The sequence below is a fragment of the Streptomyces tatrensis genome (assembly GCF_049310065.1).
GTDB lineage: Bacteria > Actinomycetota > Actinomycetes > Streptomycetales > Streptomycetaceae > Streptomyces.
Map to the genome: position 1 here is coordinate 3,761,605 of NZ_JBMDLB010000011.1, position 24,986 is coordinate 3,786,590.

A 24,986-nucleotide genomic window follows, 5' to 3' on the forward strand; every position below is an offset into this window, starting at 1 on the left:
CGTTCCGCGCTTGGTCCGTGCTTGGTTCGTGCGTGGTCCACGCCTGTATCTGCGAAATGGTTTTCCGGCCCACTCTAGGGCTTGTCCCGAGGGAAGACGCTGGGTGAGGGAGGTTGGTTGCCGCACATATGCGCGAAGGGTGATGTTTGCGGCGTATGCCGGGGGCGATTTTCCCGGCCATCCTGTCGATATCCGATCGGCCCGCTTGCAGGTCCGGCGCCGGTCCGCGACCGGTCAAGATCACTTGCCGGTGGGTGGCGGGCGTGTCGATGACGACAGGTGCGAGGATGCACCCGTACGGAACGGCCGGGACGGGAGCCCCGCCTTCCGGGCAGACCTGACCGGACGACGCGTCCGTGCCGGGTGGGGGCGGACGGACGGGCACCACATGCCAACGGCAATGCCGACGGCACGGGTGATCCCTCCCGCGGTCCCTGCCGGGCGCACACACCGCGCACCGCGCAGAAGGGACCGCTGACGGCGATGCAGATCCGGCTGACCGTCCTTGGGTCGGGGTCGCGCAGCGGCCACCAGACCGCCACCGCGACCGCCTCCGGCGGGGGCACCGGCGGAGGAGGTGCGCCGGCGAGCTGTGACGTACTCGTCACCGCCCCCGCCGGCACGGCACTGTCCGCGGTGGCCTCCGGGCTCGCGGCGACCGTCGGCGGACCCGACACCGGGGGCACCGTCGTGCTGTACGCCGGTACGGAGCGCCTGGACCCCGCGCGGTGCGCGCTCGGCGAGCCGCCGCTCGTGGACGGGGCGGTGCTGTCGCTCAACGTGCCCGGCCCCGACGTCCGGACGGACGGGACCGCGGCCGCGACCTCCCTCGGCGACGGGCCGCAACTGCACGTCGTGGCCGGGCCGGACGCCGGCGGGGTGCACCTCCTCCACCCGGGGGCGATCCGGATCGGACGCTCCGCCGACGCGGACGTCCCGCTGGACGATCCCGACGTGTCGCGCCTGCACTGCACCGTGACGGTGCTCCCCGACGGGCGGGTGGCGGTGGCCGACCTCGGGTCGACGAACGGTACGACGCTCGACGGAGCGGTGGTCGGCGCGGAGCGGGTGGCGCTCGCGCCGGGCGCGCTGCTGCGGGTCGGCGAATCCACGCTCCGCCTGGCCGTGGGCCCGGCCCCCGCTCCCCTCCCCCTCACCCCCGACCTCGAGGGCCACCTCTCCGTCCCCCTCCCGGGACCCCACCCCGACACGGCTCCCGGCCACCCCGATCCCGCCGGCGCGGGCGCTACGCAGGGCACCCCGGCGGGGTCGCAGCCCGACGGCGGCACCTACGGCGGAGCACGGACCGGAGCCACGCCCGGCACCCCGACGGGGTCATACCCCGACGGCAGCGCCCCCGGTGGGGCCTGGAGCGGCGCTGCGCCCGGCACCCCGGCGGGCTCGCACCCCGGGAGCGGCGCCTACGGCGGACCACGGACCGGCGCTACGTCTGGCGCCCCGGCGGGGTCACACCCCGACGGCAGCACCCCGGGAGGGGCCTGGAGCGGCGCTACGCCCGGCACCCCGGCGGGGTCACACCCCGACGGCAGCACCCCCGGCGGAGCCCGGGCCGGCGGGGGCTACCCCGACTCGGGAGGTCGGGGAGCACAGGGGCAGATCCCCCACCCCGCCCCTTCCCGAAACGGGGGCTCCGCCCCCGACCCCGTCCGGCCCGGGTACGCCGCCCCCGGCGCGCCCGCGGCGCACTGGGACGCCGGCGCCGGGGCGGTCCCCGCCGCCCGGGGTGCCGAGCAGCACACCGGAGGCGGCCGGGACGCGTCCGGCTCCGCTGCCTCCGACCCCTGGCCCTACGGAGAGACCGACCAGGACGCCGCCGCCGGCCACCGCCGCGCAGGCCGGATCGCCAGGCCCTCGTCCGGTTCCGGCGCCCCGGGTGCCGGGCACCACTCCCTCCCCGACCGGCCGACCGCCGGACAGTACGGCGGAGCACCACACGAGGGCGGAGCCGCCTCGCAGTACGCCGGACCGGCACACCAGGGCGCAGCCCCGGGCCAGTACGCCGGACCGGCACACCCGTCCTCAGCCCCGGGCCAGTACGCCGGACCGGCACACCCGTCCTCAGCCCCGGGCCAGTACACCGAAGCCGCACACCCGGGGGCAGCCGTCGGCCCGTACGCCGAAGCCGCACACCCCGAGGCAGCCCCCGGCCCTTACGCAGGAGCCGCACACCCCGGGGCAGCCCCCGGCCCGTACGCCGGGGCAGCCCACCCCGGCGGGCACGCCGGAGCAGCCCACCCCGGCGGAGCCGGACCGTACGGCGGAGCGGCGCACGGCGCCCCAGGGCGGCACGCCGGAGCGCCGGAGCCCGCCGGAGCCGCCCCGTACGGCGGTGCACCCCACGAGGCCGGGCCGTACGGCCACCCCGGGTCGGGGACGGCACAGCAGACCGGCGTCGAGCACCACGGTGCGGGCGGCTGGGAGGAGCCCGAGCCGGCCCGCGGGGCCGAGCCCCGTCGTGGGGCGCGGCGCGGGATCGGGGCCTGGGCGCGGAAGTGGGTGCGCGGGCCGGAGGCCGCCGAGGTGGAGGTGGTCGCCGAGACCGCGGCCGCCGTCACCCCGCGGCCCGGCTCCGACGATCCCGCGACCCTGCTGCTCACCGCCCTCGGGCCGGCTCCGCGGCTGTGGGCCGGGCCCGCCGGGCTCGATGTCACGCTCGGTGCGGGCAGCGAGGTCGCGCTCCGCGAGACCGGCGCGCTCGGCATCGCCGGCCCGCGGGCCCGGCTGACCGGTGTGGCCCGCTCCGTCATCGCGCGGCTCGCGGCCCTGCACGCCCCCGGCCAGCGCCTGGAGATCGTGCTGATCTCCACCGACCGGGCCCGCCCGCTCGCCGAACGCCGCCGCGACTGGGGCTGGCTCGGCTGGCTGCCCCACGTACGCCCCGCGCACGGGCAGGACTGCCGGCTGCTGCTCGCGTACGACCGCGATCAGGCGGCCGCCCGCGCCGGGGAACTGACCCGCCGGCTCGACGACGGACCGCTCGGCACGCACTGGGCCGCCGCCGGCCCGGACGCGGTGCGCGAGGCCTCGTACGGCTACCGAGGACCCTTCACCCTGCTGGTCCTCGACGGGGACCCCGGTCCCGGGGCGCTGCGGGACATCACCGGACGGCTGACCTCGCACGGGCCGGCCGCCGGGATCCACGTGCTGGCCCTGGCCGAGGCGCCGGCCGCGACGCCCGCCTCGCCAGTCGCCGAGACCTTCGAGGCGGCCTGCGCGGCCGCCCCCGCCTTCCGGGACTGCGGGACCGCGGCCCTGCTCAGCGGTGATGTGGCCACGACCGTACGGACCTTCGCGGTCTCGGGCGGCAAGCCGGCCGCCTCCGGCGGGACGGCCACGGCGGACGCCGTATCGGCGGCCTGGGCGGAGCGGTTCGCCCGCGCCCTGGCCCCCCTGAAGGCCGACTCCCCGGTCGCGGAGGGCGGTTACCGGCCGGCCGCCGCCAACCTGCCCCAGACCTCCCGCCTGCTGGACGAGTTGGGGCTGGCCCGGGCCACCCCGGCCTCCCTGATGGCCCGTTGGGCCGCCTCCACCGATCAGGGGCAGCCCGTCGGCGGGCTCGCGGAGATAGTCCTCGGCACCGGCCGGCGCGGGCCGGTGGGCGCCGAACTGGTCACCGACGGGCCGCACATGCTGATCGAGGGACCTGCCGGCAGCGGCCGTACGGAACTGCTGCGCACCGTCGCGGCCTCCCTGTCGGCGGCCGCCCGGCCCGACCGGCTCGGCCTGGTCCTGCTCGACGGGGCCGGCGGCGAGCGCGGCGACGGCCTGCTGCCCTGTACGGAGCTGCCGCACGTCTCGGCGCACCTGGTCGCCTCGGACCCGCTGCGGATGCGGGAGTTCGCGCAGGCGCTGGGCGCGGAGCTCAAGCGGCGGGCCGAGCTCCTGGACGGGGTGCCGTTCTCCGAGTGGCACGCCGCGCGCGAGGTCTCCGACCGGATGGTCTCGCCCCGCCAGCCCACCCCCGGCGAGCTGCGCGGCGATCTCGAACCGCAGCGTTCCGGCACCCTGCGGCTGCGCTCCTCGACCACCCGTACCGATCCTCCGGCCGGACCGAGCCCGCTGCCCCGCCTCGTCGTGCTCGTGGACGACTTCGACGCGCTGGTCGCGCCGGGTCTGGGCAGCACGGGCCGGCCCGCCGCCGGTTCGGTGGTCCGCGCGCTGGAGGCGGTGGCCCGCGAGGGAGCCCGCCTCGGGGTGCACCTGGTGGCCACCAGTGCCCGCCCGGACCGGACGGCCGACACCGAGCTGGCCCGGCTCACGACCCTGCGCGTGGAGCTCGACGCCCCCGACCAGCCGGGCCCCGGCCGGGGCGTGCTCCGGTACGCCGACGGGCGCACGGTCCCGTTCCAGGGCGGCCGGGTCACCGGCCGGATCCCCCGGACGGCGACGCTGCGGCCGACGGTGGTGCCGGTGGAGTGGGAGCGGATGGGCGATCCGCCGGCCCGTCGCCCGGTCCGCGAGCTGGGCAACGGCCCGACCGACCTGGCACTGCTGGCCAGCGCCCTGGACCGGGCCTCGCACCTGGTGTCGGCGGTCCCGGTGCTGTTCCCGCCGGCCCCCTGAACCGGGCCGGAACGGCGCCCGACCGGCCCCGAACCGGCCCCTGCCCGGCCCCCCGGGCAGGCCCCCGAGCGGTCCTCCGCCCACCCCCGTACGCCGCGAGGCGGTATTGCGGGGGTGCGCGGGGCGGCGTAGACCTTGTGGCACGGGACACACCATCGCCAGCGAGGCACCGGGGGCGCCGCCATGCACAAGCAGGGAACGAGCCGCACGAAATCAGGTCGTACGCACCACGCTTGGGCCGCTCTGGCCATCGCCGGCGCGCTCGCGCTCAGCGCGTGCGGCGGTGACGGCGACGGCAAGGAGCCCGCGAAGGGCACGGACGGCACCGGCACCGCCACCGCGGGCGGACCGGTCGTGGCGTTACCCCGTCTCGACGGGGAGAAGCTGGAGGTCGCCGCCGTCTGGACGGGCGCGGAGCAGGCGAACTTCCTCAAGGTCCTGAAGGAGTTCGAGCGGCGGACGGGCGCCACGGTGACCTTCGTCCCGGCGCAGGACCCGATCGTCACCTTCCTCGGCTCCAAGATCGCGGGCGGCGCCCCGCCGGACGTGGCACTGCTCCCGCAGGTCGGGGCACTGGTCTCGGCGGTGAAGAACAAGTGGGCGAAGCCGGTCGGCGCCGACGCGCAGGCCCAGCTCGACCAGAACTACTCTCCCGGCTGGAAGACGCTGGGCGCGGTCGACGGCACCCAGTACGGCGTCTACTACAAGGCCGCCAACAAGTCGCTGATCTGGTACAACGCGAAGGCCTTCGAGGCGGCGGGCGTAAAGCCCCCGGCCACCTGGAAGGAATTCCTCGCCGCGGCCGACACCCTGTCCGCGTCCGGTACCCCGGCGGTCTCGGTGGCCGGGGCCGACGGCTGGACCCTGACCGACTGGTTCGAGAACGTCTACCTCTCGCAGGCGGGTCCGGAGAAGTACGACCAGCTCGCAAAGCACGAGATCAAGTGGACGGACGACAGCGTCAAGCAGGCGCTGACCACACTCGCCGAGCTGTTCGGCCGCAAGGACTTCCTCGCGGGCGGCCAGAGCGGGGCGCTGGCGACCGAGTTCCCGAAGTCGGTGACGCAGACCTTCACCGGCGGCGACCGGCCGGCCGCCGCGATGGTCTTCGAGGGCGACTTCGTCGCGGTCAACATCGCCCAGACGGAGGCGAAGGTGGGCACGGACGCCCTGGTCTTCCCCTTCCCCACGGTCGGCGGCACGGCGCCCGTGGTCTCGGGCGGGGACGTGGCGGTCGCGCTGAAGGACTCGAAGGGCGCGCAGGCGCTGCTGACGTTCCTGGCCTCGGTGGACTCGGCGCGGATCCATGCCCGTGAGGGCGGCTTCCTCTCCCCGAACAAGGCGCTCGAACCGACCGCGTACCCGAACGACATCCAGCGCGGCATCGCCGAGGCCCTGATCGCGGCGGGAGACCGCTTCCGCTTCGACATGTCGGACCAGGCCCCGGCGGCCTTCGGCGGGACCCCGGGCGCGGGCGAGTGGAAGGCGCTCCAGGACTTCCTGGCGAACCCGGCCGACATCGCGGGGACGCAGGCGAGGCTGGAGGCGGACGCGGCCAAGGCCTACGGGAACTGATCCCGGTGGCCTCCCCCACTCCCCCCACAGAATCCCCGGCGGCCTCCCCCACGGGACCCGCCGGGGCCTCCCCCGCCACCGCCCCCCGCTCCCCGAAGCGCAAGGAGACCCGGCGCCGCCGGCTGACCGCCGCGGCATTCCTCCTCCCCTCGCTCGTCCTGCTCGGCGCGCTCGTCGTGCACCCCATCGGCTACTCGCTCTACCGCAGCTTCTTCGACCGCTCCGGCGAGGAGTTCGTGGGTGCCGGGAACTACGGGGAGATCCTGCGCGACGACACGATCCGCACCGCGCTGGGGAACACGGCGATCTGGGTGGTGCTGGCCCCGGTCACCGCCACCGCGCTCGGGCTGCTCTTCGCCGTGCTGACCGAACGGGTGCGCTGGGGAACGGCCTTCAAGCTGATCGTCTTCATGCCGATGGCCATTTCGATGCTCGCCGCGGGCATCATCTTCCGGCTCGTCTACGACGCCGACCCCGACCGGGGCGTGGCCAACGCCGTCTGGGTCGGCGTCCACGACACCTTCGCCGAGTCCTCCGCCTTCCCCAAGGCCCGCCCCGGCCGGGACTCTCCGCTGCTCCCGGCCGACGGGGGCGCGTACGTGACCCGCGATCCGGTACGGGCGGGCGTGCCCGCTGCGCTCCCGCTGGTCGGCATCGCCCCGGACGCCCTTCCCCCGGGAACGCGTACGGCGCGGCCCGCCGCCGCCGAGCCCGGGAAGGTCACCGGCACCGCCTGGCAGGACTTCACCCGGGGCGGGGGCGGCACGACGAACACGGTCGACGCCACCGAGTCCGCGCTGTCGGGGATGCGGGTCGAGGCGGTCAAGGACGGCCGGGTGGTCGGCTCGGCGAGGACCCGGGCCGACGGCACCTTCACCCTGTCCGCCGCGGCCGACGGCGCGACGCTGCGGCTGCCCGCCTCGAACTTCCGGGAGGCGTACGGGGGCGTCGAGTGGCTCGGCCCCACGCTGGTGACCCCGGCGGTGATCGGTGCCTACGTGTGGATGTGGGCCGGGTTCGCGATGGTGCTGATCGGGGCCGGGCTGGCCGCCGTACCGCGCGAGCTGCTGGAGGCGGCGCGGGTGGACGGGGCGAGCGAGTGGCAGGTGCTGCGGCGGGTCACGGTGCCGCTGCTGGCGCCCGTCCTGGCCGTCGTGCTGGTCACCCTCGTCATCAACGTGATGAAGGTCTTCGACCTGGTCTTCGTGATCGCGCCGGGCGCGGTGCAGGACGACGCCAACGTCCTGGCGCTCCAGCTGTACCGGACCGCCTTCGCCGCGGACGCCGATCCGGGGCTGGGCAGCGCCATCGCGGTGCTGCTGCTGGTGCTGGTGGCTCCCGTCATGGCCTACAACATCCGCCGGATGCGCCGGGAGGCCCGCCGATGAGCACAGCGCCGCGCACGCAGCCGCGTACGCCGTCCCCCACCGCGCGCCCCGGCCCACCCATCGTGCGGTCCCTCGCCGCCCGGGCGGCCGGCGGGGCGCTGCGCGTCTTCCTCGTCCTCGCGGGGCTGTTCTGGCTGCTGCCCACGCTCGGGCTGCTGGTCTCCTCCTTCCTCTCCCCCACCGCGCTGAACGACGGCGGCTGGTGGCAGGTGCTGACGGCGCCCTCCCGCCTCACGGCCGACAACTACGAGCGGCTGCTGGCCAACGACACCGTCACCGGCTCGCTCCTCGACACGGCGGCCATCGCCGTGCCCGCCACCCTGCTCGTCCTGGCGCTGGGGGCGTTCGCCGGATACGCCTTCGCCTGGCTGGAGTTCCCCGGCCGCGATTGGCTGTTCCTGATCGTGGTCGCGCTGCTCGTCGTACCCGTCCAGGTGGCGCTGATCCCGGTCTCCGAACTCTTCGGCGCCATCGGCCTGTTCGAGACCACGGTGGGCGTGGTCCTCTTCCACACCGCCTTCGGGCTGCCGTTCGCCGTGTTCCTGCTGCGCAACTTCTTCGCGGAGATCCCGCGCGAGCTGCTGGAGGCGGCCCGGCTCGACGGGGCCGGCGAACTGCGGCTGTTCGCCCGGGTGGTGCTGCCGCTGGGCGGTCCGGCGATCGCCTCGCTCGGCATCTTCCAGTTCCTGTGGGTGTGGAACGACATGCTGGTCGCCCTGGTCTTCGCGGACTCGGCGCACCCGCCCGTGACGGTCGCGCTCCAGCAGCAGGTACGGCAGTTCGGGAACAACATCGACGTGCTGGCGCCCGGCGCCTTCCTGTCGATGGTGGTGCCGCTCGTCGTGTTCTTCGCCTTCCAGCGGCAGTTCGTCTCGGGGGTGATGGCGGGAGCGATCAAGTAGCGGCGATCAAGCAGAGCGGTGTGGATCACGGTGTTGACGTGCGCGGTTGACGCTCCGTAACCCGAATGCCGCACCCTGCGTAACCCGATCACCACGCCGGGGGTTCCTGGGCCATATGCCCGCGCCGACCCCTGGATGTGCCGTGCCCCGGTTCAGCGTCATCGTGCCCGCGTACAAGGTCCAGGCGTACCTCCAGGAGAGTCTGGACTCGGTCCTGACCCAGTCGTACCCGGATCTCGAACTGATCGTGGTCGACGACGCCTCCCCGGACGCCTGCGGTTCGATCATCGACGACTACGCGGCCCGCGACCCCCGGGTCACCGCCGTGCACCTGGCGCACAACCTCGGCCTGGGGCCGGCCCGCAACGCGGGCCTGTCCCGCGCCACCGGCGACTACCTCCTCTTCCTCGACGGCGACGACACCCTCGCCCCCGGCGCCCTGGAGGCCATCACCGACCGGCTGAAGGCCACCGGCTCCCCGGACGTCCTCGTCTACGACTACGCGCGCACCTACTGGACCGGCGAGACGGTCCGCAACAGCCTCTCCCACCGGCTCTGCGAGGAGGGACCGGCCAGCTTCCGCCTCGCCGACCGCCCCGCGCTCCTCGGCATGCTGATGGTGGTGTGGAACAAGGCCTACCGCCGCGAGTACGTCGAGCGCGAGGGCCTCTCCTTCCCGCCCGGCTTCTACGAGGACACCCCGTGGACCTACCCGGCGCTCCTGGCGGCGGAATCGGTCGCCGTCCTCGACCGGGTCTGCGTGCACTACCGCCAGCGCCGCACGGGCTCGATTCTGACCACGTCCACCCGCCGCCACCTGGACGTCTTCGACCAGTACGACCGCGTCTTCGGCTACCTCGCCACCCGCCCCGAACTGGAGCGCTGGCGGCCCGCCGTGCACCGGCGGATGGCCGAGCACTTCTGCGCCCTGTACGCGGACCCGCGCCGGCTCCCGCGCGCCGCCCGCGCCGAGTTCTTCGCCCGGGCCTCGGCCCTGCTGCGCCGCTACCGGGTGCCGGGCCCCCGGCCGCTGTCGCTGAGCCGTACGGACCGCACCCGCCACCTCCTGATGCGGCTGGGCACGAGGCGCACGTACCGCCTCCTCTCCCTGCTGCGCTCGGCTTCGCTCACGGCGGGCCGCGCCGGGGTCACCCTGGGCCGGGGCCTCGGCGAAGCCGCCCTGCGCCTGCACTACCGCGCGCAGCGCCTGCTCCCGCTCCGCCCGGAGCTGGCGGTCTTCTCCGCGTACTGGCACGGGGGTTACGCCTGCAACCCGGCGGCGATCGAGGCCAAGCTGCGCGAACTCGCCCCGCGCATGCGGACGGCCTGGATCTGCGACCCGGCGCACGCCTCGACCCTGCCGCGCGAAACGACCCTCCTGCGCCCGGGCTCGGCGGCGTACTGGACGGCCCTGGCCCGCGCCACCTACCTCGTCACGAACGTCAACTTCGACCGTGCGCTGGTCAAGCGCCCCGGCCAGATCCTCGTCCAGACGCAGCACGGCACCCCGCTCAAGCGGGTCGGCCTCGACCTCCAGGACCGCCCGGCGGCCACCCCCACGACGGACTTCGCGGGCCTGCTCCGCGGCGCGGACCAGTGGGACTACCTGCTGTCCTCGAACCGCCACTCCACCCTCGTCTGGGAGAAGGCGGTCCCGTCCTCGTACACCACGCTCGAGTACGGCTACCCGCGCAACGACGTGTTCCACCGGGCGACCCAGGCGGACGTCCTGGAGCTGCGCGAACGCCTCGGCATCCCGCCGGGCTCCACGGCGATCCTGTACGCGCCGACCCACCGCGACTACCGCCGCAGCCACCCCGCCCACCCGGACTTCGACCGGATCCTGCGCGACCTGGGCCCGCGCTACACGATCCTGACCCGCACCCACCTCACGTACGCGGGCTCACCCACCCCGGACCCCCACCCGCGCCTCCTCGACGTCTCCTCCCACCCCTCCGTCGAGGAACTCTGCCTGGCCTCGGACGCGTTGGTGACGGACTACTCGTCCCTGATGTTCGACTACGCGTCCCTGGACCGCCCGATCGTCATCCACGCGGACGACTGGGAGGCGTACGAGGCCTCCCGCGGCACGTACTTCGACCTCCGCGCCTTCCCCCCGGGGGCGATCGCCCGCACCGAGGACGAGCTGGTGGACATCTTCTCGACGGGCCACTGGCAGGGCTCCCGCTCCGCCCAGCTCCGCGCGTCGTTCCGGGCCCGGTTCTGCACGCACGACGACGGCCTGGCCGCGGAGCGCGTGGTCCGCCGCGTCTTCCTGAGCCAGCCCACGGCCCCCATCACCCCCCTGGAAGACCGCCGCCCCACCCCCGCGGCCCCCTCGGCCACCCCGGAACCCACCCTGGCCCACCTGACCACGTCCCGCTGGCCGTAACCACCGACAGCCATCGGGGGTCCGGGGTTTGTCCTTTCAGCCGTCCGGCGTTTGAGGACCGGGGTCTGGGGCGGAGCCCCAGGGGGTCCGGGCGCAGCCCGGCACCCCTTCCCAGCCCGTCCGGCGTTTGAGGACCGGGGTCCGGGGCGGAGCCCCAGGGGGTCCGGGCGCAGCCCGGTACCCCTTCCAGCCCGTCCGGCGTTTGAGGACCGGGGTCCGGGGCGGAGCCCCAGGGGGTCCGGGCGCAGCCCGGTACCCCTTCCAGCCCGTCCGGCGTTTGAGGACCGGGGTCCGGGCAGAGCCCGGGGAACGGGCGAAGGGCGGGTAGGGGACCTCGCCCCGCGCAGCGGCAAAGGTCGCTGCGGGGACTCAGCCCCGCGCAGCGGCAGCCCCTCAGGCAGCCGGCCCGGCCGTCAGCCCGGCGACCACCGACCACGCGAGGTCGTCCAGATATCCCCCCGGGACAACGTCCCGCACAACGACCTGCCGCCAGTACAGCGGCCCGATCACCAGATCGAGCGCCCGCCCCGCATCCACCCCCACCGGCAGCTCCCCCCGGGCCACCGCCTCGGAGATGATCCCCTCCGCCATCCGCCGCTGCCCCTCCAGCAGAGCGCCCCGCACCGCGTCCGCGATCTCCGGATTCCGCGCCGCCTCCACCAGCAGGTCGGGGATCACCGCCGAGGCCACCGGATGCCGCAGCACGTGCGTCATGACCTCCAGCAGCGCCCGTACGTCCCCGTAGAGCGACCCCGTCGACGGCACCGGCAGGCCCTCCGTCGCGAAGGCCCCGACCAGGTCCAGCACCAGGTGCAGCTTCGACTTCCACCGGCGGTACACCGCCGTCTTCCCCACGCCCGCCCGCCGCGCGATGCCCTCGATCGACATCCGCGCGAAGCCGACGGTGGCCAGTTCCTCGACGACGGCCGCCCGGATCGCCTCGGTCACGTCCTCACGCAGAACGGCGGCCCCCGCGGGGGCTCTTCGGGCGGCGGAGGCGGGGGTCGCGGCGGCGGCAGGGTCAGGAGTCATAAGCAGAGCATAACCCGCGACGACGATACGGTTGCGTCCCGACGCTGAACGTCCTACCCTCGCCGTAGCGACGATACGGACCCGTCCCATCGAACACCGACGCCCCGACCCCGTCGAAAGCGACCCAAGTGACTGCGACCACCGCACCACCCCCGGCCCCCGCCCCGGCGAAGAATCCCCAGGTCAGGGCCAAGGACAAGACCCCGGACCCCATCGCGGAACTCGCGGCGGCCCACGACCTGACCCTCAGCGGAGCCCGCCCCACCCTCCCCCGCTACATCGCGCAGCTCTGGGGCCGGCGCCACTTCGTGACCGCGTACGCCACCGCTCGGATGCACGCCCAGTACAGCCAGGCCAGCCTCGGCCAGGTCTGGCACCTGATGACCCCGCTGCTCAACGCGGCCGTCTACTACTTCATCTTCGGCATCGTCATGCACGCCCAGCGCGGCGTACCGGACTACATCGTGTTCCTGATCACGGGTGTCTTCGTCTGGGACTTCATCGGAAGCTGCATCAACGCCTCCACCCGCGCCGTCCAGTCCAACCTCGGCCTGGTGCGCGCCCTGCACTTCCCGCGCGCCTCGCTGCCGCTGTCCACCGTCGTCCAGCTCTTCCAGCAACTGCTGATCACCATGGGCGCGCTGATCATCCTGCTGCTGATCTTCGGCCAGACCCCCGCCCTGAGCTGGCTGCTCGCCCTCCCCGCCCTCGCCCTGATGGCCGTCTTCTGCGCCGGCTGCGCCATGTTCATGGCGCGGATCGGGGCGAAGAGCCCGGACGTCAGCCAGCTGATGCCGTTCATCCTGCGGACCTGGATGTACGCCTCGGGCGTCATGTGGTCGATCGACCAGATGCTCAAGACGGACAACCTGCCGCACTGGGTCTCGATGGCCCTCAAGCTCAACCCCGCCGCCGTCTACATCGACCTGATGCGCTTCGCGCTCATCGACTCGTACACGGCGCACCAGCTCCCGCCCCACGTCTGGCCGGTCGCCCTGGCCTGGGCCCTGCTCATCGGCGTCGGCGGATTCGTCTTCTTCTGGAAGGCAGAGGAGGAGTACGGCCGTGGCTGACACCGCAACCGGAACCCCAAGCGTGACCCGGACCCCGACCGTCATCGCCGACGACGTCCACGTGATCTACAAGGTGCACGGCTCGGGCGGCCGCAAGGGCGGCGCGACCGCGGCCCTGAGCCGGATCTTCTCCCGCAAGCCCGCCACCGGCATCCGCGAGGTGCACGCCGTCAAGGGGGTCAGCTTCACCGCGTACAAGGGCGAGGCCATCGGCCTCATCGGCACCAACGGCTCCGGCAAGTCCACCCTGCTGTCCGCGATCGCCGGCCTGCAGCCGGTCGCGCGCGGCCGGATCTTCTCGCACGGCCAGCCGTCCCTGCTCGGCGTGAACGCCGCCCTGATGAACGACCTGACCGGCGAACGCAACGTGGTCCTCGGCGGCCTCGCCATGGGAATGTCCAAGCGGCAGATCCGCGAGCGCTACCAGGAGATCGTCGACTTCTCCGGCATCAACGAGAAGAACGACTTCATCAACCTGCCCATGCGCACCTACTCCTCCGGCATGGGCGCCCGGCTGCGCTTCTCCATCGCTGCCGCCAAGGACCACGACGTCCTGATGATCGACGAGGCCCTGGCCACCGGCGACGCCGCATTCCAGCGCCGCAGCCAGGCCCGCATCGAGGAACTCCGCGAACGGGCCGGCACCGTCTTCCTCGTCAGCCACGGCATCGGCACGGTCCGCGAAACCTGCGACCGCGCGATCTGGCTCGAATCAGGCGTCCTGCGCATGGACGGCCCCTCGGCAGAGGTCTGCGACGCGTACGAAGAATTCACCAACAAGCGCTGACCCACCAGACCGCCCGGCCAAATCCTGGCAGCCCGCCCAAATCCCTGACCGCCCAGCCAAATCCAACGCAGCCGGGCCAAAATCAGCCCCTCCGGCGTTTGAGGAGCGGGGGTCCGGGGGCAGCGCCCCCGGCAACGGCGCCGGGCCCGGAACCCCCCAGAGGGTCCCGGGCCCGGCGCCGTACTCGTACTCGTACCGCCGCCCGCCAGTGCTACGCGTGCGCCCGCAGCAGCGACCGCATCGTCCGCATGGCGACGGACAGGTTCGCCAGATCGAAGTCGTCCGACCCCTGGATCTCGTCCAGAGTCGTCCGCGCACGCCCGATGATCGCCGCGTTCTTCTCCTCCCACGCCTTGAAGCGCTCCTCGGGAGTCGAGGTCCCGTTCCCGACCGCCAGCACGTCCGCGGTCAGCGCCGCGTGCGCCGAGAACAGGTCCTCGCGGATGGACGCGCGGGCCATCGACTGCCAGCGGTCGGCCCGCGGCAGTTCGATGATCCGGTCCATCAGCTGGGTGATGTCGAGCCGGTCGGCGAGGTCGTAGTACACCTCGGCGACGGCCAGCGGCTCGATGCCCGTACGGTCCGCGATCGCGACGATGTCCAGCGTCGGGAAGGCGGAGGAGAACCCGGCCACCTTGGCCGCCAGCTCCTCCGGCACGCCCTCGCCGATCAGCTCGGCCATGACCGCCTCGTACCACTCCAGGTCCGCGCCGCGCACCAGCTTCGGCAGGTCCGACCAGACCTGCGTCACCCGCTCGGTGAAGAGCTCGATGGTCTCGGTGATCTGGAGCGGCTGCGGCCGGTTGTTCAGCAGCCAGCGCGTACCGCGCTCGACCAGCCGCCGCGAGTGCAGCCGGATCCGGGTCTGGACGTCGGCGGCGACCTCGTTGTCGAGGGCCTCCACCGCGTCCCACACCTCGGCCAGGCCGAAGATCTCGCGGGCCGCGAGCTGCGCCCGGATGATCTCCTCCAGGGAGGCTCCGGTTTCCTCGCGCAGGCGGTGCAGGAAGGTCGAGCCACCGCTGTTGACGGTGTCGTTGACCAGCACCGTGGTGATGATCTCGCGGCGCAGCGCATGCCCGTCGACCTGCTCGGGGAACTTCGCGAGCAGTGCGCCCGGGAAGTAGGCGTGCAGCAGGCGGGCGAGGTACGGGTCGTCCGGCAGCTCGGTGTGGATGAGCTCGTCCGCCACCGTGATCTTGGTGTAGGCGAACAGGACGGCCAGCTCCGGCTGGGTCAGGCCCTTGGCGTTGTTCAGCAGCTCGCGCAGCTGCCGGTCGTTGGGCAGGAACTCCAGGGCGCGGTCCAGCAGGCCGTCACGGCCCAGGCGGCGCATGAAGCGCTGCTGGGCGTGGAGCAGGCTGGGGGCCTGGGCGGCGCCGTTGGCCAGCGCCACGTTCTGGGCGTAGTTGTTGCGCAGCACCAGCCGGCCGACCTCGTCGGTCATCGCGGCGAGGAACTTGTTGCGCTGCTTGACGGTCAGATCCCCGTCGGCGACCACCGAGTTCAGCAGGATCTTGATGTTCACCTCGTGGTCGGAGGTGTCCACGCCCGCGCTGTTGTCGATGGCGTCGGTGTTGACCTTGCCGCCCTCGCCGCCGGCGCCGCTGCGCGCGAACTCGATGCGGCCGAGCTGGGTCAGGCCCAGGTTGCCGCCCTCGCCGATGACCTTGGCCCACACGTCGGAGCCGTTGACGCGGATGGAGTCGTTGGCCTTGTCGCCGACGTCCGCGTGCGTCTCGGCCGTCGCCTTGACGTACGTACCGATGCCGCCGTTCCACAGCAGGTCCACGGGGGCCTTGAGGATGGCCCGCATCAGGTCCGCGGGGGTCATCTTGGAGACGCCCTCCTCGATCCCGAGGGCCGCGCGGACCTGCGCGTTGACCGGGATGGCCTTCGCGCTGCGCGGGTGGATACCGCCGCCGGCGGACAGCAGGGAGCTGTCGTAGTCCGCCCACGAGGAGCGCGGCAGGTCGAAGAGGCGCCGGCGCTCGGCGTAGGAGGTCGCCGCGTCCGGGTTCGGGTCGATGAAGATGTGCCGGTGGTCGAAGGCCGCGACCAGGCGGATGTGCTCGGAGAGCAGCATGCCGTTGCCGAAGACGTCGCCGGACATGTCGCCGACGCCGACGACCGTGAAGTCCTGCGTCTGGGTGTCGTGCCCGAGCTCGCGGAAGTGCCGCTTGACGGACTCCCAGGCGCCGCGGGCGGTGATGCCCATGCCCTTGTGGTCGTAGCCGGCCGAGCCGCCGGAGGCGAAGGCGTCGCCCAGCCAGAACCCGTAGGACTCGGCGACCCCGTTGGCGATGTCGGAGAAGGTCGCGGTGCCCTTGTCGGCGGCGACGACGAGGTAGGTGTCGTCCTCGTCGTGGCGGACCACGCCCTTGGGCCGCACGACCTCGCCGCCGACCATGTTGTCGGTGATGTCGAGCAGCGCCGAGATGAAGATCTTGTACGAGGCGATGCCCTCGGCGAGCCAGGCGTCGCGGTCCACCGACGGGTCGGGGAGGTTCTTGGCGACGAAGCCGCCCTTGGCGCCGACGGGCACGATGACGGTGTTCTTGACCATCTGCGCCTTGACCAGGCCGAGGATCTCCGTACGGAAGTCCTCGCGGCGGTCGGACCAGCGCAGGCCGCCGCGGGCGACCTTGCCGAAGCGCAGGTGGACGCCCTCGACGCGCGGGGAGTACACCCAGATCTCGAAGGCCGGGCGCGGCGCCGGCAGGTCGGGGATGGCCTGCGGGTCGAACTTCATCGACACGTAGGAGTGCTGCTCGCCGGCGTTGGTCAGCTGGAAGAAGTTCGTGCGCAGCGTCGCCTTGATGAGCGTGAGGAAGGACCGCAGGATCCGGTCCTCATCGAGGGAGGCGACCTGGTCCAGGGCCCCGTCCAGCTCCTCCAGCATCGCGTCGACGAGCTCGGTGCCCGCGGACTGGCGGCCCGGCGACATCCGGGCCTCGAAGAGGGAGATCAGCAGCCGCGTGGTGTGGGCGTTGTTGCGGAGGGTGTCCTCCATGTAGTCCTGGCTGAAGGTGGCACCGGCCTGGCGCAGGTACTTGGCGTACGCGCGCAGGACCACGGCCTGCCGCCAGGTCAGTCCGGCGCCGAGCACCAGGGTGTTGAAGTTGTCGTTCTCGGCGTCGCCCTGCCAGACCGCCGAGAAGGCGTCCTGGAAGCGCTCGCGGGCGTCGTCGCCGAGGTAGTCGGCGGCCTGGGCGGAGTCCCCGTTGCCGCTCTGGAGCGGCATCCGCAGACCGAAGTCGTAGATCCACGCGTTGCTGCGGTCGGTGCAGCGCAGCTCGTACGGCCGCTCGTCGGTGACCTCGACGCCCAGGCGCTGCAGGACCGGCAGGACCGCGGAGAGCGAGACCTGCTCGCCCGTGCGGTAGATCTTGAACCGGCGTTCGCCGGGGCCCGCGCCGACCGGCTCGTACAGCGACAGCGCGAACTCGCGGTCGCTCGCGGACAGCCGCTCCAGGTGGCACAGGTCCGCCACGGCCGAACGCGGCGAGTGGTCGGCCTTGTAGCCCTCGGGGAAGGAGTTCCCGTACTTGCGCAGCAGCTCGGCGGCGCGCTCCTCGCCCAGCTCCGCGACGAGCGCCTCGCCGAAGCCGTCGGCCCAGGAACGGGCGGCCTCGACCAGACGGCCCTCGATCCGCTCCACGTCGGCGTCGGTCAGCACGGGCAGCACGGTGCCCTGCGGGACGCGGACGACGAAGTGGATGCGGGAGAGGATCGACTCGGTGTTCCAGGCGGTGAAGTCGACACTGATGCCGTCGAGCTCCTCCTGCAGGATCGCGATCAGCCGCAGCCGCACGCCGGTGGTGTAGCGGTCGCGCGGCAGGTAGACCAGCGCGGAGTAGTAGCGCCCGTACTCGTCCTGGCGCAGGTACAGCCGCAGCCGGCGGCGCTCCTGCAGGTACAGGACGGAGGTGGCGATCTCCTGGAGCTTGTCGACCGGGGTCTGGAACAGCTCGTCGCGCGGGTACGTCTCCAGGATCTGGAGCAGGTCGCGGCCGTCGTGGCTGGACGGGGCGAAGCCGGCGCCCTCGAGGACCTCGGCGACCTTGCGGCGGATGACCGGGACCCGGCGCACCGACTCGGTGTAGGCGGCGGAGGAGAACAGGCCGAGGAAGCGGCGCTCGCCGACGACGTTGCCCTCGGCGTCGAACTTCTTCACGCCCACGTAGTCGAGGTACGAGGGGCGGTGCACGGTGGAGCGGCTGTTGGCCTTGGTCAGCACCAGCAGGCGGTGCTCGCGGGCCTTGGCGCGGGCGTCGGCCGGCAGCCGGTTGAAGGAGGGCGAGACGGGGTGCGCCTCGTCCTGGCCGTGGTGGACCGGGTCGGAGCGCAGGATGCCGAGGCCGGTGCCGGGCACGGCGGCCAGGGCGTCGCCGTCGACGAGGTTGTACTCGCGGTAGCCGAGGAAGGTGAAGTGGTCGTCGGCGAGCCAGCGCAGCAGCTCGCGGGCCTCTTCGAGCTCGTACTCGCGCAGGTCCGGGGCGGTGGGCTCCTCGGGGAGCTCCTGGGCGATGCGCAGCGCCGCGTCGCGCATCTTCTCCCAGTCCTCGACGGACTCGCGCACGTCGGACAGGACGCGCTGCAGATCGGCGGTGATCTGCTTGAGGTCGGCCTTGTCGGTCTCGCGGTCGATCTCGACGTGGATCCAGGACTCGACGAGGGAGTCGTGGGGGCGCTCGGTGCGGGGACCGTGCGCGTCGCAGTCGGGGCCGAGGATCTCGATCAGCTTGCCGGTGACGTCGCGGCGGACGACGACCTGCGGGTGGATCACGACGTGGATGCCGCGCCCGTGGCGGGACAGCTCGTTCGTCACGGAGTCCACGAGGAACGGCATGTCGTCGGTGACCACCTCGACGACGGAGTGGCTGGAGGTCCAGCCGTTCTCCTCCACCGTGGGCGTGTGCACCCGCACGTTCGCCTTGCCCTGCGGACGGTTCGCCGCCAGCCGGTAGTGCGAGAGCGCGCCCCCGAACACGTCGACCGGATCCCGGTCGAGCAGGTCCTCCGGGGCGGTGTGCAGGTAGTAGCGCTGGAGGTAGGCGAGAGTGGTGTCCCGGTCGGGACGCTCCCCCTGCTCGGACCCAGTCGGAAGTAGCCCCCCGGCCGGGCTGTTCTCAGCTACCCGTGCCGCCCGCGCGAGCAGCTCGGCCTTTGCTTCGTCCAGCTTGGTCTGCATGTCCTCTGGCTCCTGTCGCGCGCCATTGCGTGACGTAGGTGAAGGAAGGAATGGCATAGCACCGCGAGGCGGGGTGTCGGTGTCCGTTCGGGATCGACGCTATGCCGTCGAGAGAACCCACCGGGAGGAAATCGGCCATGATCGGCAGGATGTCCAGGGACCGGGGGCGGGGATCAGCGAAGGCCCGGGCACGGTAGTGCGCCGGGCGCCGGTCGGAGGCTTCAGTGCCTCCGAGAACTATCGCGCTGATCACGGGTACCAGGCTATCTCGCTCCACCCCCGGCTCGTCATGAGCTGTATGTGTACAAAAGAGGGGGGGTAACTTTGACACTCTGGACAGGGCCCGGCCCGGTCGCGCGTGCCAGGCCGGTGCTCGGTCGCTCTCCGCTCATGTGCCGGTCGCTATCCGGCCAGCTCGCGAGCAGTGCGTACGGCCTCCGCCAGGCTGTCCACGACGGGGACACCGGCTGATTCCAGACTGCCGCGACTGTGCGAACCGCCCGTATAGAGAACGGCCCGCGCGCCCACGTGCGCGGCGGCCAGCGCGTCGTCCACGGCGTCTCCGATGAGCACCGTACGGCCGGCGGTCACTCCCGTCCCGTCCAGGGCCTGCAAGTGACGTACGAGGTGTCCCGCCTTGGTGGTGTGCGAGGGCCCGGTCCGCCCGTCGACGCGCAGGAAGTGCCCGTCGATCCCGTGCGCCCGGACGAGTGGCACGAGCTGCTCGTGGGGCGCGAGGGACAGCAGCGACTGCGTCAGCCCGTCGGCCTGCCAGCCCCGCAGGAGCTCGCGGGCCCCCTCGGCAAGGCCGGAGTCCTCGGCGGCCACCCAGTAGTGGCGGTGGAAGGCCTCGTCCATGACCAGCCACTCGGCGTCCGTGGGGAGCCGGCCCATCAGCCGCTCGTAGAACTTCGGCACCGGTACGACGTACAGCTCGCGGTACCGCTCCAGGGTGATCGGCGCGAGGCCGAGCTCCGCGAAGGAGGCGTTGGTGGCGGCTATCACGGCGTCGATGTCGTGGAGCAGCGTGCCGTTCCAGTCCCAGACGATGTGCGGGGCCGGCGCGGCGGCCGGGACCACGGGAGCCGGAGCGGGCGCGGCGGCCGCCAGGCCCGCGGGAGCGGTGCCCGCGGGCGCCGGCACCACGAGAGCGGGGCCCTCGGGTGTCGGGAGCACGGGCGCGGGGCCCTCGGGTACGGGGTTCTCGGGTGTCGGGTTCACTTCAGCAGCCCCGGAATCTCCTGGACCCCGAACCACAGCAGTTCGTGGTCCTCGGCAGCGTCGACGGTGGCGAGCGCCTCCTCGTCGCCCCCGTCCGCGGCCGGTACGGCCGCCACGGCGGCGCTCACGTCCTCCAGGGCCTCTTCCGCGTCCACGTGCACCGCGGCCGCCACCGAGAGCCGTACGGCCCCCTCGAGGGCCACCTGGCCGAGCGCGGCCTCGTCGGCGCCGGGGGCGGCGGTCGCGGCCTTGTCGTCCACGTCCACGGCCACCACGACCCGCGTGCGGGGCGCGGCCCCGTCCTCGGCGATCATCCGCAGCGAGGCGGCGGCGGCCCTGGTCAGGGCGGCGTACTCCAGCTCCTCGATGTCGTCCGACACGTACCACTCGCGCAGCCCGGGGGTGACGGCGTACGCCCGCAGCGGAGCCGGGCCCAGCTCACCCGCCTGGTGCGCCTCGGCGAGCCCGGGGAGGGTCAGGGGGACGTACACGCGCATGGCCGGCTGCTTTCGATAGTCGGAAACGCCCCCAGGATACGACCGGCACCCACCCCCGCCCCCGCCCTCCTTCACGCCCACCTCGCACGCGTCGGCCCCGAGGGGCCTCCGCGGCTTCGGCGGGCTGCACCGGACTCCGCCCGGTGACGGCCTGGGCCGAAGGGGCCAGGTGGGACCGAGGCGGCCGGAAGGACCCGAGGGCCGGGGGGCCGGGGGGCCGGGGCCGGGAGGCGGGGGCCGGGGGGGCCGGGAGGCCGGGAGGCGGGGGCCGGGGGGCCGGGAGGCCGGGAGGCCGGGAGGCGGGGGCCGGGGGCCGGGAGGCCGGGAGGCGGGGGCCGGGGGCCGGGAGGCCGGGAGGCGGGGGCCGGGGGCCGGGGGCCGGGTCCGACCCGGAGTCGTGACCCCGGGTCCGGGCCGGGCCGCGGACTCCGTCCGTGACGGTCCGCGTCCCCTTTCGGGGTGCCGCGGCGGGGCCGCAGGGCGTCCACCCGGCTCCCCGCGGGACCCGGGCGGGGCCCCTGCGCGGCCGGGGAGCGACCCGGATAGGTGAAGGCGGTCCGGGTCCGGGGAGGCCCCGCGGCGTCGTTGCGGAGCGTGTTCGCAGCCCCGTAGAAGTCCCCTACCAAGTTACCGCCCGGTACCCCACCGGGCCCGACCCCGGGGACGACCGCGATGCCCACCAGCACCCCCCGCACCACCGAAAGCACCGCCGAAAGCACCACCACCCCCGCGAGGCCCACGCGCCCCGCAACCACCGGGAGCGGGAGCCCCCGAACGCTCCGCAGCGCCGGTGCCGGCACGGGCCCCGGCCGCGGCTCCGCGAGGCCGGCGAGCACCGGCCCCGGCCCCGGCCCCGGACCCGGCACCGCGCGGCCCGGCCGCCGCCACGACCGGCGCCGCCCGCCCACGGGCATCCACCGCGGCCCCCACCACTGGTTCGCCGAACGGCTGCTCGCCGTCCTCAGCGGGCGCCGCCCCGTGCACTCCCTGATCGGCCACACCATCGGCCCGGCCTACGACCAGCTGATCACCCTCGCCCCCGCCGACCCCCCGCAGGAGCGCGCGTACGAGACCCGCCGGCTCAGCCCCGTCATCCACGGATGCGGCCGCTTCACCCCCGGCCCGGGGATCATCGAGGCCTTCGCCCGCATCGCCACGGGCGACCGCCTCACCGCGCTGGCCTTCCGCCTGGAACAGGGCCCCGACCTGCGCTGGCGCTGCGCCGCCGTGGAACTGCAAGGCCCCCGCCCATGACCCGGGACCGGGACCGCACCCGCCAACGCCGCCGGGGCCGGACCCCACGCACAGCGTGGTGTCCGGCCCCGGCGGTGATCCCGCGAGCGGCGCGGGTTACTTCTTGCGGCGGCGGCCGCCCGTGGCCTTCGCGGCCTTGCGGCGCTCCGCGCGCGTCATCCCGTCCGAGTCGTCACCGGACTCCGACTCGAAGTCGCCCTCGACGACCCCGCCCTCACCGTCCACGGTGGGCGCGGAGAAGTGCAGCCGGTCCGGCCGCTGCGGGGCGTCCAGACCCTTCGCCCGGATCTCCGGCTTGGCCAGCGACGGACCGGAGTCCGACACCAGGACCTCCTCGACCTGCTGCTCGACCTGGACCTCCAGGTTGAACAGGTAGCCGACGGACTCCTCCTTGATGCCCTCCTGCATGGCGTTGAACATGTCGAAGCCCTCGCGCTGGTACTCGACCAGCGGGTCCTTCTGGGCCATCGCCCGCAGGCCGATGCCCTCCTGCAGGTAGTCCATCTCGTACAGGTGCTCGCGCCACTTGCGGTCCAGCACCGACAGCACCACGCGCCGCTCCAGCTCGCGCATGATGTCGGAGCCGAGCGCGGCCTCGCGGGCCTCGTACTGCTCGTGGATGTCGTCCTTGACGGACTCCGCGATGAACTCGGCGGTGATGCCGGCGCGGTCGCCCGCGGCGTCCTCCAGCTCCTCCACCGTGACCTTGATCGGGTAGAGCTGCCCGAAGGCGTTCCACAGCCGGTCCAGGTCCCACTCCTCCGCGAACCCCTCGACCGTCTCGGCCGTGATGTACGCGTCGATCGTGTCGTCCATCATGTGCCGGATCTGCTCCTGGAGGTCTTCGCCCTCCAGCACCCGGCGGCGCTCCTTGTAGATGACGGTGCGCTGGTTGTTCAGCACCTCGTCGTACTTCAGGACGTTCTTGCGCGTCTCGAAGTTCTGGGTCTCGACCTGCGACTGGGCCGAGGCGATGGCCCGCGTGACCATCTTGTTCTCGATCGGCACGTCGTCCGGCACGTTCGCCATCGACATGACGCGCTCGACCATCTGCGCCTTGAACAGGCGCATCAGGTCGTCGCCGAGCGAAAGGTAGAAGCGGGACTCGCCCGGGTCGCCCTGTCGGCCGGAGCGGCCGCGCAGCTGGTTGTCGATGCGGCGCGACTCGTGCCGCTCGGTACCCAGCACGTAGAGCCCGCCGAGGTCCTTGACCTCCTCGAACTCCGCCTTCACGGCCGCCTCGGCCCGCGTGAGCGCCTCGGGAAGGGCGTGCGCCCACTCCTCGATGTGCTCCTCCGGGTCCAGGCCGCGCTGGCGCAGCTCGGCCTCGGCGAGGTCGTCCGGGTTGCCGCCGAGCTTGATGTCGGTACCGCGGCCGGCCATGTTCGTGGCGACCGTGACGGCGCCGCGACGGCCCGCCTGGGCGACGATCGTGGCCTCGCGGTCGTGCTGCTTCGCGTTCAGCACCTCGTGCGGGATGCCGCGCTTGGAGAGCTGCTGCGAGAGGTACTCGGACTTCTCGACCGACGTCGTACCGACGAGGATCGGCTGGCCCTTCTCGTGCTTCTCCGCGATGTCGTCGACGACGGCGGCGAACTTCGCGACCTCGGTGCGGTAGATCAGGTCCGCCTGGTCCTTGCGGACCATGTCCCGGTTGGTCGGGATCGGGACGACACCGAGCTTGTAGATCTGGTGGAACTCGGCGGCCTCGGTCATGGCCGTACCGGTCATGCCCGACAGCTTCGAGTACAGGCGGAAGAAGTTCTGGAGGGTGATCGTGGCGAGGGTCTGGTTCTCGTCCTTGATGTCCACCCCTTCCTTCGCCTCGATCGCCTGGTGCATGCCCTCGTTGTAGCGGCGGCCCGCGAGGATGCGGCCGGTGTGCTCGTCGACGATCATGACTTCGCCGTCGATGACGACGTAGTCCTTGTCGTTCTTGAAGAGCTCCTTGGCCTTGATGGCGTTGTTGAGGTAACCGACGAGCGGGGTGTTCACCGACTCGTAGAGGTTCTCGATGCCGAGCCAGTCCTCGACCTTCGCGACGCCCGTCTCGTGAATGGCGACGGTGCGCTTCTTCTCGTCGACCTCGTAGTCGCCGGTCTCCTCGATGCCCTTGAGGGGCTGGCCGGGCTCGCCCTTGGTCAGGCGCGTGACCAGCTTCGCGAAGTCCGCGTACCACTTGGTGGCCTGGTCGGCCGGGCCCGAGATGATCAGCGGGGTACGGGCCTCGTCGACGAGGATCGAGTCGACCTCGTCGACCACGGCGAAGTTGTGGCCGCGCTGCACGAGCTCGTCCTGCGACCACGCCATGTTGTCGCGGAGGTAGTCGAAGCCGAACTCGTTGTTCGTGCCGTACGTGACGTCGGCGGCGTACTGCTCACGGCGCTGCGCCGGAGACATGTTCGCCAGGATGCACCCGACCTCCAGGCCGAGGAACTTGTGCACCCGGCCCATCATCTCGGAGTCGCGCTCGGCGAGGTAGTCGTTCACCGTGATCAGGTGGACGCCCTTGCCGGACAGCGCGTTCAGGTACGCCGGCAGCGTACCGACGAGAGTCTTGCCCTCACCGGTCTTCATCTCGGCGACGTAGCCGAGGTGCAGGGCGGCGCCGCCCATCATCTGGACGTCGTAGTGACGCTGGCCGAGGACGCGCTTGGCGGCCTCGCGGACCGTCGCGAAGGCCTCGGGCAGCAGGTCGTCCAGGCTCTCGCCGTCCTGGAAGCGCTGCTTGTACTCGTCCGTGAGCGCACGCAAGTCGGCGTCGGAGAGGTTGACGAAGTCCTCTTCGATGGAGTTGACCTGGTCCGCGATGCGGTGCAGTTTTTTGAGGATCTTGCCTTCGCCTGCACGCATGAGCTTGTTGAAGACGGACACCGAGGTTTGTCTCCTTGCCGGTCGGGCCTGGCACTGGTTCGTGCACGGGCACGGAGGGTGGGCCCCACCGCAACGGCCATCGTAAGCGAGGACGCGGTCGCGTCGGGAGGTCCGCACTGCCGCGGGGCTGGACTGCCCGGAAATGAGAACGTGTGAGGGGCACCGAAGGTGCCGGTATGGGCGGACCCTCTTCGGTAAATCCGCTTCGCCGCC

13 protein-coding genes are annotated in these 24,986 nt (G+C 72.9%); 8 read left to right on the forward strand and 5 right to left on the reverse strand.

Annotated elements, in window-relative coordinates:
- The first annotated feature begins 483 nt into the window (after positions 1-483).
- The 5 genes from ACODT5_RS32815 to ACODT5_RS32835 all read left to right on the forward strand — a co-directional run bounded on the left by ACODT5_RS32815 (position 484) and on the right by ACODT5_RS32835 (position 10,841).
- Complete coding sequence (locus ACODT5_RS32815) at positions 484-4,584, forward strand: FHA domain-containing protein (protein ID WP_422522736.1); 4,101 nt, start codon at positions 484-486, stop codon at positions 4,582-4,584.
- Positions 4,585-4,767: 183 nt separating this feature from the next.
- Positions 4,768-6,159, forward strand: coding sequence for an ABC transporter substrate-binding protein (locus tag ACODT5_RS32820; RefSeq protein WP_422522737.1), 1,392 nt, complete (start codon positions 4,768-4,770; stop codon positions 6,157-6,159).
- A gap of 5 nt (positions 6,160-6,164) precedes the next feature.
- Positions 6,165-7,547, forward strand: coding sequence for a carbohydrate ABC transporter permease (locus ACODT5_RS32825; protein ID WP_422522738.1), 1,383 nt, complete (start codon positions 6,165-6,167; stop codon positions 7,545-7,547).
- Positions 7,544-8,449, forward strand: a complete 906-nt coding sequence (locus ACODT5_RS32830; protein ID WP_422522739.1) for a carbohydrate ABC transporter permease — start codon at positions 7,544-7,546, stop codon at positions 8,447-8,449. The genes ACODT5_RS32825 and ACODT5_RS32830 overlap by 4 nt, the downstream gene beginning before the upstream one ends.
- Positions 8,450-8,591: 142 nt before the next feature.
- Positions 8,592-10,841 carry a bifunctional glycosyltransferase/CDP-glycerol:glycerophosphate glycerophosphotransferase gene (locus ACODT5_RS32835; protein ID WP_422522740.1) on the forward strand — a complete coding sequence of 750 codons (2,250 nt, stop codon included), beginning with the start codon at positions 8,592-8,594 and terminating at the stop codon, positions 10,839-10,841.
- 393 nt (positions 10,842-11,234) lie between these two features.
- Here ACODT5_RS32835 and ACODT5_RS32840 read toward each other — a convergent pair whose 3' ends face one another.
- Positions 11,235-11,873, reverse strand: a complete 639-nt coding sequence (locus ACODT5_RS32840) for a TetR/AcrR family transcriptional regulator (protein ID WP_422522741.1) — start codon at positions 11,871-11,873, stop codon at positions 11,235-11,237.
- Between the two features lie 128 nt (positions 11,874-12,001).
- Between ACODT5_RS32840 and ACODT5_RS32845 the strand changes: the two genes are divergently transcribed.
- Together ACODT5_RS32845 and ACODT5_RS32850 are read left to right on the forward strand one after the other, a co-directional pair.
- Positions 12,002-12,946: an ABC transporter permease gene (locus ACODT5_RS32845; RefSeq protein ID WP_422522742.1), complete on the forward strand. Its 945-nt coding sequence runs from the start codon at positions 12,002-12,004 to the stop codon at positions 12,944-12,946.
- Positions 12,939-13,733, forward strand: coding sequence for an ABC transporter ATP-binding protein (locus ACODT5_RS32850; protein WP_422522743.1), 795 nt, complete (start codon positions 12,939-12,941; stop codon positions 13,731-13,733). Before ACODT5_RS32845 ends, ACODT5_RS32850 begins: the two co-directional genes overlap by 8 nt.
- A 211-nt stretch (positions 13,734-13,944) precedes the next feature.
- Here the strand turns inward: ACODT5_RS32850 and ACODT5_RS32855 are convergent, their stop codons facing one another.
- The 3 genes from ACODT5_RS32855 to ACODT5_RS32865 all read right to left on the reverse strand — a co-directional run bounded on the left by ACODT5_RS32855 (position 13,945) and on the right by ACODT5_RS32865 (position 20,645).
- On the reverse strand, positions 13,945-18,927 hold the full coding sequence (locus ACODT5_RS32855) for an NAD-glutamate dehydrogenase (protein WP_422522744.1): 4,983 nt from the start codon (positions 18,925-18,927) through the stop codon (positions 13,945-13,947).
- A gap of 402 nt (positions 18,928-19,329) precedes the next feature.
- On the reverse strand, positions 19,330-20,007 hold the full coding sequence (locus ACODT5_RS32860; RefSeq protein WP_422525113.1) for an HAD family hydrolase: 678 nt from the start codon (positions 20,005-20,007) through the stop codon (positions 19,330-19,332).
- A 137-nt stretch (positions 20,008-20,144) separates the two neighbouring features.
- Positions 20,145-20,645, reverse strand: coding sequence for a DUF6912 family protein (locus ACODT5_RS32865; protein WP_422522745.1), 501 nt, complete (start codon positions 20,643-20,645; stop codon positions 20,145-20,147).
- A 672-nt stretch (positions 20,646-21,317) separates the two neighbouring features.
- On the opposite strand from ACODT5_RS32865, the gene ACODT5_RS32870 reads away from it, so the two are divergent.
- On the forward strand, positions 21,318-21,899 hold the full coding sequence (locus ACODT5_RS32870) for an Rv3235 family protein (protein ID WP_422522746.1): 582 nt from the start codon (positions 21,318-21,320) through the stop codon (positions 21,897-21,899).
- Between the two features lie 96 nt (positions 21,900-21,995).
- Here ACODT5_RS32870 and secA read toward each other — a convergent pair whose 3' ends face one another.
- On the reverse strand, positions 21,996-24,773 hold the full coding sequence (gene secA / locus ACODT5_RS32875; RefSeq protein ID WP_422522747.1) for a preprotein translocase subunit SecA: 2,778 nt from the start codon (positions 24,771-24,773) through the stop codon (positions 21,996-21,998).
- Between the last annotated feature and the right edge of the window lie 213 nt (positions 24,774-24,986).

Bases quoted from the DNA above. Each gene is read 5' to 3' on its own strand.
- ACODT5_RS32815 (WP_422522736.1), top strand. From the start codon at position 484: ATGCAGATCCGGCTGACCGTCCTTGGGTCGGGGTCGCGCAGCGGCCAC.
- ACODT5_RS32820 (WP_422522737.1), top strand. From the start codon at position 4,768: ATGCACAAGCAGGGAACGAGCCGCACGAAATCAGGTCGTACGCACCAC.
- ACODT5_RS32830 (WP_422522739.1), top strand. From the start codon at position 7,544: ATGAGCACAGCGCCGCGCACGCAGCCGCGTACGCCGTCCCCCACCGCG.
- ACODT5_RS32840 (WP_422522741.1), bottom strand. From the start codon at position 11,873: ATGACTCCTGACCCTGCCGCCGCCGCGACCCCCGCCTCCGCCGCCCGA.
- ACODT5_RS32855 (WP_422522744.1), bottom strand. From the start codon at position 18,927: ATGCAGACCAAGCTGGACGAAGCAAAGGCCGAGCTGCTCGCGCGGGCG.
- ACODT5_RS32865 (WP_422522745.1), bottom strand. From the start codon at position 20,645: ATGCGCGTGTACGTCCCCCTGACCCTCCCCGGGCTCGCCGAGGCGCAC.
- ACODT5_RS32870 (WP_422522746.1), top strand. From the start codon at position 21,318: ATGCCCACCAGCACCCCCCGCACCACCGAAAGCACCGCCGAAAGCACC.